The organism is Ruficoccus amylovorans (genome assembly GCF_014230085.1).
Classification (GTDB): domain Bacteria; phylum Verrucomicrobiota; class Verrucomicrobiia; order Opitutales; family Cerasicoccaceae; genus Ruficoccus; species Ruficoccus amylovorans.
In genome coordinates, this window is the sequence record NZ_JACHVB010000014.1 from 312,850 (window position 1) to 326,897 (window position 14,048).

The 14,048-nt window shown below is 58.9% G+C and carries 22 protein-coding genes and 1 tRNA gene; 21 read left to right on the plus strand and 2 right to left on the minus strand.

What is annotated here, in order from left to right; genetic code table 11:
• The first annotated feature begins 4 nt into the window (after positions 1 to 4).
• The 10 genes from H5P28_RS05805 to H5P28_RS05850 all read left to right on the plus strand — a co-directional run bounded on the left by H5P28_RS05805 (position 5) and on the right by H5P28_RS05850 (position 7,391).
• A complete protein-coding gene (locus H5P28_RS05805; protein ID WP_185674771.1) occupies positions 5 to 613 on the plus strand; it encodes a hypothetical protein in 609 nt (202 codons plus the stop codon).
• Positions 610 to 2,418 carry a terminase gpA endonuclease subunit gene (locus H5P28_RS05810; protein WP_185674772.1) on the plus strand — a complete coding sequence of 603 codons (1,809 nt, stop codon included), beginning with the start codon at positions 610 to 612 and terminating at the stop codon, positions 2,416 to 2,418. Before H5P28_RS05805 ends, H5P28_RS05810 begins: the two co-directional genes overlap by 4 nt.
• Positions 2,402 to 2,662 (plus strand): hypothetical protein, encoded by a 261-nt coding sequence (locus H5P28_RS05815; protein ID WP_185674773.1) that lies wholly within the window; start codon positions 2,402 to 2,404, stop codon positions 2,660 to 2,662. Before H5P28_RS05810 ends, H5P28_RS05815 begins: the two co-directional genes overlap by 17 nt.
• Positions 2,662 to 4,077 (plus strand): phage portal protein, encoded by a 1,416-nt coding sequence (locus tag H5P28_RS05820; protein ID WP_185674774.1) that lies wholly within the window; start codon positions 2,662 to 2,664, stop codon positions 4,075 to 4,077. Before H5P28_RS05815 ends, H5P28_RS05820 begins: the two co-directional genes overlap by 1 nt.
• Positions 4,064 to 4,136, plus strand: a tRNA-OTHER gene (locus H5P28_RS05825). The genes H5P28_RS05820 and H5P28_RS05825 overlap by 14 nt, the downstream gene beginning before the upstream one ends.
• A 10-nt stretch (positions 4,137 to 4,146) precedes the next feature.
• Positions 4,147 to 4,959 (plus strand): S49 family peptidase, encoded by an 813-nt coding sequence (locus tag H5P28_RS05830; RefSeq protein ID WP_185674775.1) that lies wholly within the window; start codon positions 4,147 to 4,149, stop codon positions 4,957 to 4,959.
• Entirely contained in the window at positions 4,956 to 5,594 is a 639-nt protein-coding gene (locus H5P28_RS05835; protein WP_185674776.1) for a hypothetical protein, read from the plus strand. Before H5P28_RS05830 ends, H5P28_RS05835 begins: the two co-directional genes overlap by 4 nt.
• A 33-nt stretch (positions 5,595 to 5,627) precedes the next feature.
• Positions 5,628 to 6,122 carry a hypothetical protein gene (locus H5P28_RS05840; RefSeq protein ID WP_185674777.1) on the plus strand — a complete coding sequence of 165 codons (495 nt, stop codon included), beginning with the start codon at positions 5,628 to 5,630 and terminating at the stop codon, positions 6,120 to 6,122.
• 3 nt (positions 6,123 to 6,125) lie between these two features.
• Positions 6,126 to 7,025 (plus strand): hypothetical protein, encoded by a 900-nt coding sequence (locus tag H5P28_RS05845; RefSeq protein ID WP_185674778.1) that lies wholly within the window; start codon positions 6,126 to 6,128, stop codon positions 7,023 to 7,025.
• Between the two features lie 93 nt (positions 7,026 to 7,118).
• Positions 7,119 to 7,391 carry a hypothetical protein gene (locus H5P28_RS05850; protein ID WP_185674779.1) on the plus strand — a complete coding sequence of 91 codons (273 nt, stop codon included), beginning with the start codon at positions 7,119 to 7,121 and terminating at the stop codon, positions 7,389 to 7,391.
• A gap of 58 nt (positions 7,392 to 7,449) precedes the next feature.
• Here the strand turns inward: H5P28_RS05850 and H5P28_RS05855 are convergent, their stop codons facing one another.
• Both H5P28_RS05855 and H5P28_RS05860 read right to left on the minus strand, forming a co-directional pair.
• Positions 7,450 to 7,797, minus strand: a complete 348-nt coding sequence (locus tag H5P28_RS05855; protein WP_185674780.1) for a DUF3024 domain-containing protein — start codon at positions 7,795 to 7,797, stop codon at positions 7,450 to 7,452.
• A gap of 97 nt (positions 7,798 to 7,894) precedes the next feature.
• On the minus strand, positions 7,895 to 8,494 hold the full coding sequence (locus H5P28_RS05860) for a hypothetical protein (protein WP_185674781.1): 600 nt from the start codon (positions 8,492 to 8,494) through the stop codon (positions 7,895 to 7,897).
• Between the two features lie 160 nt (positions 8,495 to 8,654).
• Between H5P28_RS05860 and H5P28_RS05865 the strand changes: the two genes are divergently transcribed.
• The 11 genes from H5P28_RS05865 to H5P28_RS05915 all read left to right on the plus strand — a co-directional run bounded on the left by H5P28_RS05865 (position 8,655) and on the right by H5P28_RS05915 (position 14,022).
• A complete protein-coding gene (locus H5P28_RS05865) occupies positions 8,655 to 8,972 on the plus strand; it encodes a hypothetical protein (protein ID WP_185674782.1) in 318 nt (105 codons plus the stop codon).
• Positions 8,969 to 9,196, plus strand: coding sequence for a hypothetical protein (locus tag H5P28_RS05870; RefSeq protein ID WP_185674783.1), 228 nt, complete (start codon positions 8,969 to 8,971; stop codon positions 9,194 to 9,196). Before H5P28_RS05865 ends, H5P28_RS05870 begins: the two co-directional genes overlap by 4 nt.
• 25 nt (positions 9,197 to 9,221) lie before the next feature.
• Positions 9,222 to 9,437: a hypothetical protein gene (locus H5P28_RS05875; RefSeq protein WP_185674784.1), complete on the plus strand. Its 216-nt coding sequence runs from the start codon at positions 9,222 to 9,224 to the stop codon at positions 9,435 to 9,437.
• Positions 9,437 to 10,015: a hypothetical protein gene (locus tag H5P28_RS05880; protein ID WP_185674785.1), complete on the plus strand. Its 579-nt coding sequence runs from the start codon at positions 9,437 to 9,439 to the stop codon at positions 10,013 to 10,015. Before H5P28_RS05875 ends, H5P28_RS05880 begins: the two co-directional genes overlap by 1 nt.
• Positions 10,012 to 10,446 carry a hypothetical protein gene (locus tag H5P28_RS05885; protein WP_185674786.1) on the plus strand — a complete coding sequence of 145 codons (435 nt, stop codon included), beginning with the start codon at positions 10,012 to 10,014 and terminating at the stop codon, positions 10,444 to 10,446. Before H5P28_RS05880 ends, H5P28_RS05885 begins: the two co-directional genes overlap by 4 nt.
• 4 nt (positions 10,447 to 10,450) lie before the next feature.
• The gene (locus H5P28_RS05890; protein WP_185674787.1) at positions 10,451 to 10,993 is read left to right on the plus strand and encodes a hypothetical protein; all 543 of its coding nucleotides are present in this window, start codon (positions 10,451 to 10,453) and stop codon (positions 10,991 to 10,993) included.
• Positions 10,994 to 10,996: 3 nt separating this feature from the next.
• Entirely contained in the window at positions 10,997 to 12,058 is a 1,062-nt protein-coding gene (locus H5P28_RS05895) for a leucine-rich repeat domain-containing protein (protein WP_185674788.1), read from the plus strand.
• A gap of 27 nt (positions 12,059 to 12,085) precedes the next feature.
• Positions 12,086 to 12,370, plus strand: coding sequence for a hypothetical protein (locus tag H5P28_RS05900; protein WP_185674789.1), 285 nt, complete (start codon positions 12,086 to 12,088; stop codon positions 12,368 to 12,370).
• Positions 12,333 to 12,713: a hypothetical protein gene (locus H5P28_RS05905; RefSeq protein WP_185674790.1), complete on the plus strand. Its 381-nt coding sequence runs from the start codon at positions 12,333 to 12,335 to the stop codon at positions 12,711 to 12,713. The genes H5P28_RS05900 and H5P28_RS05905 overlap by 38 nt, the downstream gene beginning before the upstream one ends.
• Positions 12,714 to 12,781: 68 nt before the next feature.
• Entirely contained in the window at positions 12,782 to 12,979 is a 198-nt protein-coding gene (locus H5P28_RS05910; RefSeq protein ID WP_185674791.1) for a hypothetical protein, read from the plus strand.
• A gap of 59 nt (positions 12,980 to 13,038) precedes the next feature.
• Entirely contained in the window at positions 13,039 to 14,022 is a 984-nt protein-coding gene (locus H5P28_RS05915; RefSeq protein WP_185674792.1) for a DNA/RNA non-specific endonuclease, read from the plus strand.
• The last annotated feature ends 26 nt before the right edge of the window (positions 14,023 to 14,048 follow it).

The following is a 14,048-nucleotide window of genomic DNA, read 5'->3' on the forward strand; positions in this document are numbered from 1 at the left end:
CCCGATGAGCATCAACAGCGAGGCGGCGGAAAAGGTTCTCCAGAAGGATTTGGAGAACGTCATCAAGAAGGTTGCCGGTGGCAAAACGCTGACTTCGGCGGAACGGGCGCGGGTCGAAGCACTGGCAGCAGGCTCTCAGGACTCGACTACTTACGCCAAGAACCTTGTCCAGCTTGCGGAAATCCTCGGAGTCACGCGCCGGACCCTGAGTTCCTGGAGAAAAATGGAAGGCGCTCCCGAGCCCCTGCCCAACGGCGAACACGAAGTGGCCCGTTGGCGTGAGTTCATCCGAATCCGGGGCTTGAAGGGCTCGAACGACGTTGGCCACCCGACTGAGGCCCTGAAAGCCCGCCGTCTGCTGGTGGACATTGAGGAGCGCGAACTGCGGCTGTCGATCAAGCGTGGCGATTACCTGCACCGCGAAGATGTGCGCCGGGCGGTGCTCGAAGGATTGGCTCGTCTGTTCGCCATCTTGCACAAACGCCTGGAGGACGAGTTGCCGCCGCTGTCCTGCGGCAAGGATGCAGTCGGCATCCGCGAGGAAAACGCCAGGGCCATCGACGAGGCCCGGCGCGAAGCCTACGAATTCTTTCAGGGCTGGACAGGCTCATGAATGCGGACATCGCCAGCATGTTTGCCGAAGGCGTGCGCCCCCCGGATCGCCGCCCCCCGTGGCAGTGGTGCGAGGATCACATCCCCGCCATCCCGTATTCGCCCATGCCGGGACGTTTTCGCTCGGACAATTCCCCGTGGGTAAGGGAAGTGATGGAGGTCATCGTCGATCCCCGCGTGAAGTTGGTTTCGATTCTGGCCAGCGTCCAGTCCTCGAAGACCACTATCCCCGAGCTGACTCTGTGCTACATCGTCAAGAATTTGCCGGGGCCATGCCTGTGGCTCGACCAGACCGACGAGGACGCCAAGGACCAGTCCGAGTCACGCTTGCAGAAGCTCTTTGAGGAGTGCGAACCGGTGAGGGATCTCTTTCCCCGCGACCGCCACAAGCGGCGCAACCACACGGTTCATTTTTCAAACGGCATGACGCTGTGGATTCTGGGGGCGCACAACAAGACGAACCTCCAGCGCCGTTCCATCCGCTGGCTCTTTGGGGACGAAACCTGGCGTTGGCCTGCCGGGAACATGGCAGAAGCCGAGGCCCGCGTGACCGCATTCGGCTGGCTGGGTAAGTGCGTGTTCATGAGCCAAGGTGGCGAGGAGAACGACGACACCCACCGTAAGTTTGAGACGACCGACATGCGCGAGTGGACTTTCGAGTGTCCCCACTGCGGCAAGCGCCAGCCCTTTGCCTGGGAAAATGTCGAGTGGTCGAAGTCGGCCCGCGACGCCGAGGGGAACTGGGATTTTTCCGCTGTGCGCGATTCGACCATCCTGCGCTGCACGCACTGTAACCACTACTTCACCGACTCGGACGCCACCCGCCGCCAGTTGAACGCCACCGGCAAATACATCCGCACCAACACCAATGCCTCCCCGGAGAATGTCGGCTTTCATTGGAACGCGCTGTGCGCCATGAGTTGGGGCAAGCTGGCCGAACTCTACCTGCGGGCGAAAGCCGCCGCCCGTCAGGGCGACACGTCGCTCTTGCAGCAGTTTTATCAGAAGCGTCTCGCGCTTCCCTGGCGCGAATACGTCGAAGATTACAAAATGGAAATCGCCACCTGCGGCTATCGCAAGGGTGAGTCCTGGGAAGAAGAAGGCGGCATCACTCGCCAGGGGAAGGTAGTTGCGCCACCGTTCGAGGGCGTAGTCATACCACTGCGCATCCTCACGGTGGATTGCCAGATGGACCACCTGTTCGCCGTCGTGCGCTCGTGGAGTCCGAACGGTTCCTCCCGGCTGGTCTGGAATGAGCGCCTCTTGACCTTCGATGACATCGAACTCTTGCAGGAGAGGTATGATATCCACCCGAACCTGGTGTTTGTCGATGCAGGGCACGCCACCTATGACGTATACCGACAGTGTTCGAAAAAAGGCTGGGTGGCACTGATCGGGGACCGGCGACTGACCTTCCCTCATAAAAGCAAAGAGAAAGGCGGTGTGCAGCGTTTCTATTCCCCTCGACGCAAAGTCGTACTCGGCACCCGGCAGTCTTGCTACGTCCATTACTGGTCGAACCTCAACATCAAGGACACACTGGCCCGCCTGCGGCGCAACCAGGACCCGGCCAAGGGCCCGACGTGGGAAGTCCCCGACGACATCGACGAGGAATACCTTTCCCAGATGGAATCCGAACATCGCACCAAAGAAAAAAACACCTGGATGTGGAAGCAGATCGGCAAGCGACCGAATCACTACTGGGACTGTGAGTCCATGCAGGCCGCCGCAGCCACCATGCTCAAGATCATCGGGCGGGAGAGCATTGTTGACACGCCTGCCAGCGGTAATGGCGGACGTGATTGATTACAGCATCGGCTTCACCGTGCCGGAAATCGAGGAGATTTTGGCGGTGCAGAAAGCAGAACTGAAAAAGACGCAGGCTGCTTACGCCAACGACGGTTCCAGCGTGAGCAAGCGTCGCCTGGATGAAATCCATGTCATTATCCGGGCTTGCCAGGACGCCCTCGTGAAACTGGCCCCCGAGACCTACGCCCGTCCCCGGCGAACTGCCGTACAATCCGCCGTCATTGGCCACCTGCCCAAGTGATGTTGAAGCGATTCTTCAAGTTCCTCGGCCTTTCCTCCTATGAAGGGGCCAACACGTCTCTCCGTCGCGGGCGTGTGCCCGGCGCGGCTCCCGCCGACGCGAAGAAAGAACTGACCTCGGCAGTCCGGCGCGAGTTGGTGCGCAAAAGCCGCTACCTGCACAAGAACTCCGGCTTCGTTCGGGAGATGGTCAGCGATATGGCCATCTACTCGGTGAGCGACGGCATCAAGCCACAGGCCCAGACGGCTGACGCGGCCTGGAACAAAGCAGCCGAAGACCTTTTCTCGCGCTGGGCACAGCGGGCCGACATCACGGGGCGGTTCAGCTTTGAGCAGTGCCAGAGTCTGGTTTGCCGGGGTGTCGATGTGGACGGGGAGTATTTCGTCGTCAAGGTGCGGGACCGCTTCGGGCGTCCGCGTATCCAATTGGTGGAGACGCACCGGGTGGGGCAGGGGAGCGCGACTGCCGAAACCATCGACGGTATCGGCTTTGACCGCTTTGGCGCGCCCGCCTTTTACCGTGTCCGGCAGGATGATGACAGCACGCGGGATGTTCCGGCGAGCGCGGTCATGCACGTCTTTGAGCCGGAGTCGGCCAGTGGTGCCCGCAGCGCCCCCACGCTCCAACACTCAATCAATCATTTGCTCGATGAAATCGAATTGCTGGCGCTGGAAAAGCACGCGGTGAAAGACAACGCGGATATTTCCCGCGTGCTCAAAAGCGAAAGTGGTGAAATCGACGAGTCGGGCGATTTTATGGTGCAGGCCGATGGCGAAGCCGAGGACGGCAGTGATCCGCAACAGGTGCAGCGCATTGTCGGCGGCAAGGTCGTCTCCCTCAAGCCTAACGAATCGCTGGAAAGCTATCAGTCGGATCGGCCCAGCCCGGTATTCACGGGTTTCCTCGAACACTTGAAACGCGATTCCGCCGCTGGGATGTTGCCCTACGAGTTCGTGCTCGATTCGGCTAAGATCGGCGGGGCAGGGGTGCGCCTGGTGGTGGCCAAGGCTGACCGGCGTTTTTCTTTCCGGCAGATGATCCTGATTCAACGTTTTCTCAAGCCGACGTGGGGTTACGTGATCGGGGACGCCATCGACCGGGGAGAACTAGCAGCCGTGAAGGGCTGGCACCGGGTGCGCTTCGTCACGCCCCGGCGCATCACCGTGGATGCCGGGCGCGAGGCCCAGCAGAACCGGGCCGACGTGGAAACCGGCCTCAAAACTCTTTCCGAGCACTACGCCGAACTCGGGCAGGACTTTGACGAGCAACTGGAGATCCGCGCCCAGAATGCCCGGCGTATCCTCGATGCGGCTGAGAAATACGGTGTTCCCGTCGAAATGCTTTACCGCCCGCAGGGCACGCAGCTTTCCAGCCTGGTTGACACGAATGCGCAGGTGTCACGCGAGGGTGAATGAGGCACTCGGTCGGGTTCATCCCCCGGAGCTTGCAGGTTCGACTCCTGCCCCTCGCCCCATCTTTTCGTTATGCGCTTCGCCCACATCCTTCATGCCGTCTACCGCGAACCCTGGAATATTTCCGCTTCCGGTTGGCTGAGTGTTCATGAAGTTCTCCAGAACCGTTTGTCGGGGGAAGCGCAAAACCTCGATCTGTCGGCCTTCGTCAATCCCCGGCCCGATCTGGAAATCGACGCTCAAGGCATCGGCCATGTCCACGTCACTGGCGTCCTCGGCAAAAACTTGAGCCAGATCGAACGCGCCTGCGGCAACACCGGCTACGAGCAGATTGAAGCCGAAATTGCCGATGCGGTGGAATCTGGCGCACGCGGAATTCTCCTGCATGTGAACTCCCCCGGCGGCGCGGCCAGCGGCAACGTCGAGACCTCCCGCTTCGTGGCCGACTGCGGCGTGCCCACCGTGGCTTGGGTGGATGAACTGGCCGCATCCGCCGCCTATGCTATTGCTGCCGGAACCTCCCGTATTGTCGCCGCGCCCTCTGCGCAGGTGGGCAGCATCGGCACGATCCTACCGCTGGTGGATACGTCCGGGCAGTGGGAGCAGCGCGGCTGGAAACCGGCCTACATCACGCACACGGGCGGCGATTTGAAAGACGCCACCTGGCCCCCGAACTTTTCCGAAGCGCATCGGGCGCACCTTCAGGAAATGGTGGACGATTACTTCGGGCAGTTCCGCGAGCATGTGCTTGCTCACCGCTCTGTGCAGCAGTCGGCCATGCGCGGGCAGACCTTTTTGAGCGAACGGGCGAAAGCTGCCAACCTCATTGACCGCATCGGTTCGTACGCCGGTGCCTACGAGGAACTGCTTGGCATGGTTGGATGAATTGGCTGGAAATTCTTAATTCCACCAACGAATATTCAGATGTGTTTCGTCTACTTGGAATCGCATTGATCGGGATGCTTGGGCTTTGCCTCTTCATCTGCCTTGCCGTATGCGTCTTCTCCGGTATGTTGCCCATTGGGCTCGCCTTGTTCTTTTGTGCGGCAATGCTTATGATGTGTACTTGGGTAGGTTTTAAAATAGTCGGAACCAGAAAGCCTGCCGAACCCGTGGACCTCGAAAAGCTTGAAGCGGAGGGTAAGGTTATCACTGAGGAGTTCCGAGTAAAGCGGGCCTTTGAAGTGGAAGAATTCGAAGACGAAGGCATGCATTTATTTTTGGAATTGGAGCCAGGGCGCATTCTCTACCTTTCGGGGCAATACCTCTATGATTACGTAGAGATATTGGATGACCCGGATATGAGCCAACCGGCATCGTTTCCTTGTGAGCACTTCAAAGTTAAACGGAATACGAAGCACGGATGGGTTTACGAGATTGAGAGTCTATCCCCTTTTATGGCCCCGGATGAAAAGCTTCCGTGTTTTTCAAAAAGCTTCTTCGATAAATATGATTTTCCCGATGACGGGAGAATCTTCGATATCGATTACGATCAGTTGAAACAAGAAATCCGAGGCTAGCCCTATTCCAGTTGACACGGGGGCGTTCAGTAAATGAACGACTTCCCCGCACCGGAAACCCTCGGAACGCTCGCGCTTGCCCGCGAGACTTACGGCAAACTCCTGGCTGCCTTCCACGAGAAGGACGGCCAGACCTCGCAACTGAAGGCCGACTTGGAAGCGGCCAACGAACTGGTGGACGAAAGCGCCACCGCACTTGCTCAGGCGCAGACTGACCTGAAAGCGAAAGCCGCCGAAACGGACCAGGCCAAGCGCGACCTCAGCACGGCCAAACAGACCATCCAGTCGCTGGAGACTCAGGTCGGTTCGCTCGAAACGACCGTCAGCGATCTGAAGGCCGCCGCCAAGTCGGCGGAAGAAGAGGCTGCCGAAATCTGCGCCAGCGTCGGCGTCGATCCCCTCCAGATCAAGCCCGACGACACACCGGAGCAGCCGGACCTGATGGCGCAGTACCGGGCCATCGAAGATCCCGGCCAGCGCACCGCGTTTTTCCGTAAGCACAAAGACAAACTCCTTTCCCGCCGCTAAGCCATGCCCAACCAACTCAACAACATTCAGGACATCCGCATCGCGGATGTGTTTCTCGAAGCCTTCGTGGCGGCGCTCATGCCGCTGCGGGCCTTCTCCACCGACTTTTCTGCCGAGTTTACCGAACGGGGGAAGACGGTGCATGTGCCGCTGATCGGCGCTGCCGGTAAGTCCTACGACTTCAAGGGCAGCTACTCGCAGAACGCCGACAGTTCCGTGGACACCGTGCCCGTGCAACTGACCCGGCACAAGGTCCAGTCGCTCCATCTCACCGACAAGGAATACTCCGAGGCGAGCATCATCAGCCTCGAACGCCTGGCCAAAAGCAAGGCCCGCCAGCTCGCCCAGGACGTGTTGCAGGACATCTGGAGCGCGATCACGGAGGCCAACTACGGTGCCGCTGCCATTGCGGCGGTGGCCGCGACCGCCTTCGACGCGGCTAAGGTCCTGAAGATGCGCGAAGCCTGCGCGGGCGTGAATATGCCGGTGACAGAGCGTTCGCTCGTGCTCGACGACTCTTATTACTCCGCGCTGCTGGGTGATTCGAAAATCTCCCAGAGCTACCTCATTCAGGTCAGCCAGCCCGCCTTTCAGGAGGCCCGCATCCCGCGCATCTACGGCTTCGATATCTTTGAGACGACCATCCTGCCGGAGAACGAAGAGAAGCTGGTCGGCTTCGCTGCTCACCCGCGTGGGCTGGCTATCGCCAACCGCTACCTGATGCCCCTGCGTCCCGAGTCCTACCTAGAGGCCGGTCCCGTCACCGACCCATCCACCGGGGTCACGCTCGGCTACCGCCGCTACTACGACAACGACTCGGGCAAGGAAATCGCCGCCTTCGAGTGTGTGTACGGTTTCACCCGTGCTATCAAGGAAGGCATCCTCCGCATCGTAAGGCCATAGGGCCTTAACTGCCGATGCTGGCGCATCGTGAAGGGCTTCGCCCTTACGCTCCTTGTCGTCGCTATCCCATTACAACCTCAACTCATAATTCCCATGACTGACGAAGAACTTCAATCGCTAGGGGCCAAGGCTGCCGCCATGCCCGATGGCCGCAATGAGCTTTCGCCCAAGCCGCTGTGCGCGGTGACGGCGCAGGCCGTGGTCGATCCAGAGGGCCGAATCCGTGTTTATAATTCGGAGACAGGGGAGGTGGTCACTATCCGGCAGGCTGACGGTGCTGCCATCGCCGCCGCCAACGACATCGCTGGACTCAAGGCTGCCTTGCAGACCGTGCTCTCCGAGGCAGGTATCGCCACTTTCGACTAAAGCCTTGCTTTTGTTTACGGTTATCGCACAGGCCCCGGCGTCATGCCGGGGCTTGTTTTTATCCCTGAAAACAGCCGTGGGCATCTTCGCAAAGCAGGCGTATCCATGCTTCCAGTGTTGGAACCGTCTTGCACGGCTCGTAACGCTCCCACTTCCCGCTGGCACGCTTCCAATAGACGCTCCACGTGCCTGTGCTTTTCACGAACGTGACCTTGGCGAATTCGCTCTCCGTGAATTCTTTGGGGTCTCTCCAGTAGGGGCGTTTCTCGATCAGGACAATGCTCTGCCCCTCTATCCGGTAGATGACATCGACCTGGTCGCGCATTTCGACCGGGGGACGAACCGTTTTCAGCAAGCTTACGAGCTCTTGCTCTACCTTGGCGTGCTCAAATTCTGACAGGGCCATTCCCGTATCCTTAATCATCGACCGCGCTTGACAAGCTCATGCTTCCATCAAGCGCATCGTCGGCCCGGCGGGGTAATTTGGGAATACTGCCCGTCGTTCATGACTCGGAGGCCTCATCGGGGGATGGGGTTTCCGGGTCGTGTTCTGTGGGGAACGTAATATCTGAACTACAGACTAAATGAGAAGGAAATAGGTTTTCATAATGGAACAAGCGCGGTTCAACATCTAAATGAATGCGCTGGCTAGGTTCAGCGTAGAGATATATCAAGGATGCGAATAGAGCAGCAATAGCATCCACGACGTTCCTCTGGTTTGCTTGTTCGTATGACGTTTGACGACTGTGCTTTGTTGCAGTATAGGCATGCCACCATGGTGGATTCGTGTTATTGCCCCAACTTTCCCACGGTGAAATGCTCATAGAATACCTTGGTATTTCCACCGTTATTCTATGGAAGGCTGGATAAATGCCTAATATACTTCTCCGCAAACCATTGATATTATCTGGAGACACTGAAATAGAACTCCGATTACTAATTGCTTTAAGGACAGACTCTACTTCGATGCAAGCAGCGAAAAGCATCTTTAAATACGAAGTCGAAAACGTGCTTGAGTTTCTGTTGTCGAGCTCGGCAAAACGAATGGATTCTTCAAATTCCTGCTCAAGAGCTAGAAAATATTGATAGTGTGGTGTTCTCATCGAAAAATGTTAGGCGTAGACCGTATTATTGATGGCACGAAAGAACGAACGTCCGAAGCGAACTATAATTGTTCCGAATCCCTCCGTTGGTCAAGATTTGTGATGACTCGTTTGGGTTGATAGATTTGCGCGGATACCGTTGACAAGCCTCTGTTTGGGGATGACTTCCAAACAGCACGACCAGGCCGAGGGCTTTGCCGAATTACTCGAAATTGCCGGTTCCTCTCTGGTCTGGAATGACCACCCCTTTACAGCCCTGATCCGCACGCTTCAGCCGAAAGCGGAAGGCTTTGATCTTACGCCCGGTGATGACAACGCTGTTGGCGTTCGGGCTTTCGTCTCGGCCTTTCCCGATGGCCTGCCCGTTGTCGGGGACGGCTTCGAGGACGAATTGGGGGCCCGCTATCGGGTGACGCGTATCATCCGCACACCGGGTGATCTCACCGTAAACTTCGAGTGCGAGATATCCTACGTATGAACGAGCACGAAGAAATCTTCACCCGCCTACGTGATATCGAAAAGCGCCTGACGGTGCTGGAGGTGACGCTGTGGGGGCAGACTGGCGAGAACGGACTGCGTTCGGACATCCGCGACCTCAAGGGAAAAATGGATATGCTCCTGAAATTCTTCTGGGTAACGACGGCGATTCCGCCGTTGGTGGTGGCTGTGCTTGGGGTGCTACGCTTCTTGGGCAAGCTGTGAGTTGTTTTGACACCGCGCCAGCGGCATGAACAAAACCTTCCTCATTGCCCTTCTCGCCGCCTGCGCTCTGTGCGTGGGGGCCTGTGTCCACGCACGTGCCTCCGAGCGCGTTACCCGTGACGAACTCCACGCCTTTGTCGAAGACGCCAAGGCGCAGTACGGCGACAACGAACGCGACTGGCCCATCGAGGTCCGCGCCGAGTTTGTGAGCCTGTCCACCCGTTACTTCGAGGGGCGCTGATGGCCGAGGCGGCATCCAGTCAGTCCCTGCGTCAGTTTGACCGGACCTTGCGCGAGTACCTGCGGTACAATCAGCGCGAGGCCGGACCCCTGATCGAGAACCGGGCCAAGAAGGTGCAGTGGGAACTGTACCGGCAGTTCAAGGCCATTGCCCCGACCCGCGACAAGATTGAGCAGGAAGCCGCCGCTCGGGGCTACGCCATCCGCCGCCGTCAGGGCGCGGACGGCAAGTCGCTTTCCGTGAAGCAGGAACTGGCCCTGCGCAAGCGTTCCATTCGCTACTTGTCCGTGAGCTACCTGTTCCGCGCCTGGCGGGCGAACCGCGACGGGCAGAACGCCCGCCACAGCTCGACCTCCCGGCGCAACCGCAAGATCGGTGAAGCGCTCATCCGCACGGTCAAGGGGCAGCGTCATCCCTCCGTGCGCATTAGCAGCTTTCTTGAAGGGGTGATGGTGCAGAACCGCCAGCGCGGCCTCGTGGACAAGGCTCTTCGTGCCCAGGCCACTGACATGAAAACCTACGTCCGGCGCAAACAGCAGGAAGCCCTCAAGCGGACGGTGGGCCGCATTTTCGCATGAAACTCTCCGAAGTCATCCCCGCTGTCACGGCTCAACTGCGCACAGATGCGTTTCTGGTCGAGCTGGAAATCATTGCCAACATTTCTGCCGACCACAACCGGCGTTTAGAGTCGGCTCTGAAGGAAAAGGGACTCTGTCTCGTACTGGTGCAGTCCTCCGGTTCCGCGCCCAAGGCCGACAGCCCCCGGCTGCTCTTGCATAATGAGGTGGTGGTGTCCGTCTTGGAAAACCCCACCCAGAACAAGACCGGCGAAAACGCTCTGCAAGTGGCTGAACGGGTCCTGGAGGTACTGCATCAGGCCAGTTGGGCGACCGAGCGAGGCCTGCGCCACGTCCTTCAGGTTGACACGCCCGCGTATGAAGCCGGGCCGCTCGACAGCGGCCTCATCCTATACTTTTGCAATTTCCAGGTAAAAACCATCCAGCCCTAAGCCCATGCCCAACCCGAACCTTCTCCTTATTGGCAGCGGTGATTTTTCGCTCATTACCGGGACCACCGTGGTCCCCGAGAGCGAAGCCGCCTACGACGAAGCCACTGCGATGTTCGGCAACGTCAAGACGTTCTCTTTTCAGAATCAGGCCGAGACGAAAGATCACTTCGGTTCCTACCGGAGCGTCAAAATTCTCGACCGTGTATTCACGACGCAACTACGTCTTGGTTACCTGCTCCAGTTGGAAGAGGTCGATGACCGAGCGGTGGAGGCGCTGTTTTACGGGGTGTCCGGCGAGTTGACCGGGACCGACCCCGATTACCGGAAGATCAACCCGCTTCAGCGCCCGCAGAATTTGAACGGCTTCGCTCGGCTGCGGGTTTGGGACGACAAACACGCCCAGAGCCCGCGTCTCATGCACAAGGATTTCTGGTGCAATGTGCGCCTGAACAATCAGCCCGAAGTGGGAGATGAGTGGTTCGGATACGAGATGAAAGTCGATGTGCTCTCGCCGGTTGGCACGGTCTATCTGCGAAAGGACTCTTGAGCCATGAGCGACTTGAACGAACTCTTTGGCCCGACTTCCGGGTTGCCTGCCAGCACACCGGGCACGCTCGGCACGCTGACAGGCCCGTCCACGGTCCTGCCTACCGGCGAGCCCCAGCGCCTTGTGGAGATGACGGACAGCATTGCCTCCCGTCCCGAAGGCGAACGAGCCCCGCATCTGCGTATGTGGTGCGATCCGGCCATGACGGGCTTTTACCTGGACGGGGTGAGTGTTCGTGAACTGCACTTTGAGAACCTCGTTTACTTGCGCAGCCTCTCTTTTTTCGGATGCCCTCTTGAGCGGTTCCCGGCGATCACACATCTGACCGAAATAACGTCATTGGGATTTTACTATGGGTGCAAATTTCACCGCATCCCCGACCTGAGCCCGTTGGTGAAACTGCAATCTCTTTACCTTGAGGAGGGGGCGCTTGAAGACGTCTCGGGCATTGAGGGATTGCTCAACCTGCAAAGCCTGAGTCTGGCCTACAACGATCTCACGCAGATCCCGCCTCTTGAAAATCTTACGCTGCTAAGAGACCTGTACTTGGCGGGGAACCAACTGACGGGATTGCCCGATCTCAGTGCTCAGTCCCAGTTGCAACAGATCAATTGCGAAAGCAACCAACTGACTGCGCTGCCGCCGCTCAATCACCTCACCGTCTTGGCCTACCTCTACTGCCAGAGCAACCAGCTCACGGCATTACCGGAACTGACCGGGATGGTAGCCCTCAAGAATTTTTACTGTAACGAAAATCAACTGACGGCACTTCCTTCCCTGACGGGCTTGGCTGAACTCTTCTACTTTGTTTGCAACGACAACCAATTGACGGAGCTGCCGGATTTAACCGGCCTGACCAAGCTGCGCTATCTTCGGGCGCATAATAATCAGCTCACCGCTGAGGCTATCGATAATGCCCTGATCCAGTTGGCCGGTTCTACCACCGCCAGCAACGGCCAGTTCAATTACTCCGGGAATCCGGGCTCGGCCAACAACCTGCGCTCGACCGAAGCCGCTGCCGCCAAAACCACCCTGACCGGCAAAGGCTGGACCATCACCGTATAGGTCCGGCTGGACCAGCAGTGAAGAATTATGATCGAAACCATACAGGAGGGTGACCTCACTTTTAACCGCGCCAGCGCTCCCGAGAACGGAAGCACGGTCTGGCGCTGCATCCATGACGGCCAGCGCGTACTCAGCGCGTTCGAGACCGACGGCCAGACCGACTCCGTTCACGAGATCGTGGATTTTGACACGAAGGAAGCACTGGAGACGGGCATCGCCGCCCTCGGCCTCGACAATCCGGTCGATGAATACGACCCCGAACAAGCAGCCAATAATGAACGCGAACAACGCCATCATCAGCGGGGGAATTAACCTCGCCGTAAAAACCAACGACGGTGCCGAGGAAACGGTCACCGTCCGCCTTTTGAAGATTCGGGAGTTTCCCGATTACTTGCGCCTGGTCGATCAGGAGGAGCGCCTGGCCGAATTCCTCTGTGACAAGCCCGAGGGGTGGGCTGAGACGCTCACGGTGGACTCGCTGCTGGACATCTGCGAACAGGGCCACGGGATAAATTTCAAGAATGCCTGCCGTTGGGGCGAGCGGCGGGCGCAGGTCAACGAGGCGCTGCTTCCCATCGCCGCCAGCGGGCAGAAGGTGCGGTCAGTCTTGCCGATCTCTGCGCCGAGTGTGCCTGCATCCTCAGCAAAGGCGTAGCGGAAATCGCCGCCACGCTGTCCCTGCCGGAACTGCTATTATTGATAAAGCAGGATCAACAGCGGCACATGGAGTCCCTGCACTGGCACACCCAGTCCCGCGCCTTGGCCGCATCCGCTATCTGGAGCAAACCCGCCGCACAGGCCCTCGGACGATTCGAGCGTTCCCTGCGTATTGACACGGCCACTACGGAAACCAAGCCCGCCGATCTGCACCGCCTCTACGGCGGCGCGGGTGTGCCCGTTCAACCCTTGGCAGATACCTGAGGGATTTCCGGTCAAGCCTGAGCTTGGCATAGCCGCGTGCATCCTTATTAGAACTCCGGATGGCCCGACGAAAAAACAAATCCCGCAAGAAGAAGAGCCTGCTGTCCCTGCCTTTTCGGTTCGGAAAGATCACGCTCGTGCTCGCTGTGCTGGCGGCGCTGGGCTTTGGCATCTGGTATAGCCAGCAGGATGATGAGACGCAGGAAGCGGTGAACCAGCGGGCGATTGCCGTGCTTGTCTGGTTGCGGGATCGCCGGGAAACCAACCGCAAGGCCGACCGCTGGATCGAGTGGGTGATGGACCGCATCCCTGCCTCGCGGGGCATTGTGGTGGATGCGGATGCACTCGGTGCTGACCGCTACACGTTGGCGGGCCTGCCTGTGGCGGACAGGCGCTTGCAGCTTTTGACCAACAGCGGTTATGTGGTGGGCTACGATGAGCAGATGGAAAATCCGGCCTGGGTTGCCTACAAGCTGACTTACACCCCCGAGGGCGGGACGGAGGATCGCCCGGAGTCCTTTGAGACGGATATGCGCACGCGGGCGCGGGTGAGCCACAACGACTACACCGGCAGCGGATTCGACCGGGGGCACATGGCTCCCAATCACGCGATCGGTGTGGTCTACGGCCCGCAGGCGCAGATGGAAACCTTTCTGATGTCGAACGTCGTACCGCAACAGCCGCAGATCAATCAAGGGATCTGGCGGCTATTGGAGCAACAGGTTGCCCAGTCCTGGCTGCGGCGCTTTCACGAGCTATGGGTCATCACCGGGCCGGTTTACGAGGAGCCGGTACGCCGTTTGCCCTCCGGTGTGACCATCCCCAGCGGCTTTTTCAAAATGGTCGCGGACGTGACGGACCGCGATGAGTTGCGGGTGATCGCCGTCATCATCCCGCAGGGAGCCGGTGAGTCAGATGATTTCAGCCAATACCTGGTATCCGTGGACGAAGTGGAAGCCCGCACCGGTTTTGACTTCTTCAGCCTGCTGGATGACCCGGTTGAGACCCCGCTGGAAGAAGCGGTTCCCGCCCGGCTGTGGTAAGCACTGGCGTTGACACGCGCCCGGCC

Coding starts and splice junctions, on each gene's coding strand:
- H5P28_RS05900 (WP_185674789.1), top strand. CDS start 12,086: ATGATCGAAACCATACAGGAGGGTGACCTCACTTTTAACCGCGCCAGC.
- H5P28_RS05840 (WP_185674777.1), top strand. CDS start 5,628: ATGAACGACTTCCCCGCACCGGAAACCCTCGGAACGCTCGCGCTTGCC.
- H5P28_RS05885 (WP_185674786.1), top strand. CDS start 10,012: ATGAAACTCTCCGAAGTCATCCCCGCTGTCACGGCTCAACTGCGCACA.
- H5P28_RS05880 (WP_185674785.1), top strand. CDS start 9,437: ATGGCCGAGGCGGCATCCAGTCAGTCCCTGCGTCAGTTTGACCGGACC.
- H5P28_RS05845 (WP_185674778.1), top strand. CDS start 6,126: ATGCCCAACCAACTCAACAACATTCAGGACATCCGCATCGCGGATGTG.
- H5P28_RS05890 (WP_185674787.1), top strand. CDS start 10,451: ATGCCCAACCCGAACCTTCTCCTTATTGGCAGCGGTGATTTTTCGCTC.
- H5P28_RS05915 (WP_185674792.1), top strand. CDS start 13,039: ATGGCCCGACGAAAAAACAAATCCCGCAAGAAGAAGAGCCTGCTGTCC.
- H5P28_RS05895 (WP_185674788.1), top strand. CDS start 10,997: ATGAGCGACTTGAACGAACTCTTTGGCCCGACTTCCGGGTTGCCTGCC.
- H5P28_RS05865 (WP_185674782.1), top strand. CDS start 8,655: ATGACTTCCAAACAGCACGACCAGGCCGAGGGCTTTGCCGAATTACTC.
- H5P28_RS05870 (WP_185674783.1), top strand. CDS start 8,969: ATGAACGAGCACGAAGAAATCTTCACCCGCCTACGTGATATCGAAAAG.
- H5P28_RS05830 (WP_185674775.1), top strand. CDS start 4,147: ATGCGCTTCGCCCACATCCTTCATGCCGTCTACCGCGAACCCTGGAAT.
- H5P28_RS05905 (WP_185674790.1), top strand. CDS start 12,333: ATGAACGCGAACAACGCCATCATCAGCGGGGGAATTAACCTCGCCGTA.
- H5P28_RS05855 (WP_185674780.1), bottom strand. CDS start 7,797: ATGGCCCTGTCAGAATTTGAGCACGCCAAGGTAGAGCAAGAGCTCGTA.
- H5P28_RS05875 (WP_185674784.1), top strand. CDS start 9,222: ATGAACAAAACCTTCCTCATTGCCCTTCTCGCCGCCTGCGCTCTGTGC.
- H5P28_RS05850 (WP_185674779.1), top strand. CDS start 7,119: ATGACTGACGAAGAACTTCAATCGCTAGGGGCCAAGGCTGCCGCCATG.
- H5P28_RS05810 (WP_185674772.1), top strand. CDS start 610: ATGAATGCGGACATCGCCAGCATGTTTGCCGAAGGCGTGCGCCCCCCG.
- H5P28_RS05820 (WP_185674774.1), top strand. CDS start 2,662: ATGTTGAAGCGATTCTTCAAGTTCCTCGGCCTTTCCTCCTATGAAGGG.
- H5P28_RS05860 (WP_185674781.1), bottom strand. CDS start 8,494: ATGAGAACACCACACTATCAATATTTTCTAGCTCTTGAGCAGGAATTT.
- H5P28_RS05910 (WP_185674791.1), top strand. CDS start 12,782: ATGGAGTCCCTGCACTGGCACACCCAGTCCCGCGCCTTGGCCGCATCC.
- H5P28_RS05805 (WP_185674771.1), top strand. CDS start 5: ATGAGCATCAACAGCGAGGCGGCGGAAAAGGTTCTCCAGAAGGATTTG.
- H5P28_RS05815 (WP_185674773.1), top strand. CDS start 2,402: ATGGCGGACGTGATTGATTACAGCATCGGCTTCACCGTGCCGGAAATC.
- H5P28_RS05835 (WP_185674776.1), top strand. CDS start 4,956: ATGAATTGGCTGGAAATTCTTAATTCCACCAACGAATATTCAGATGTG.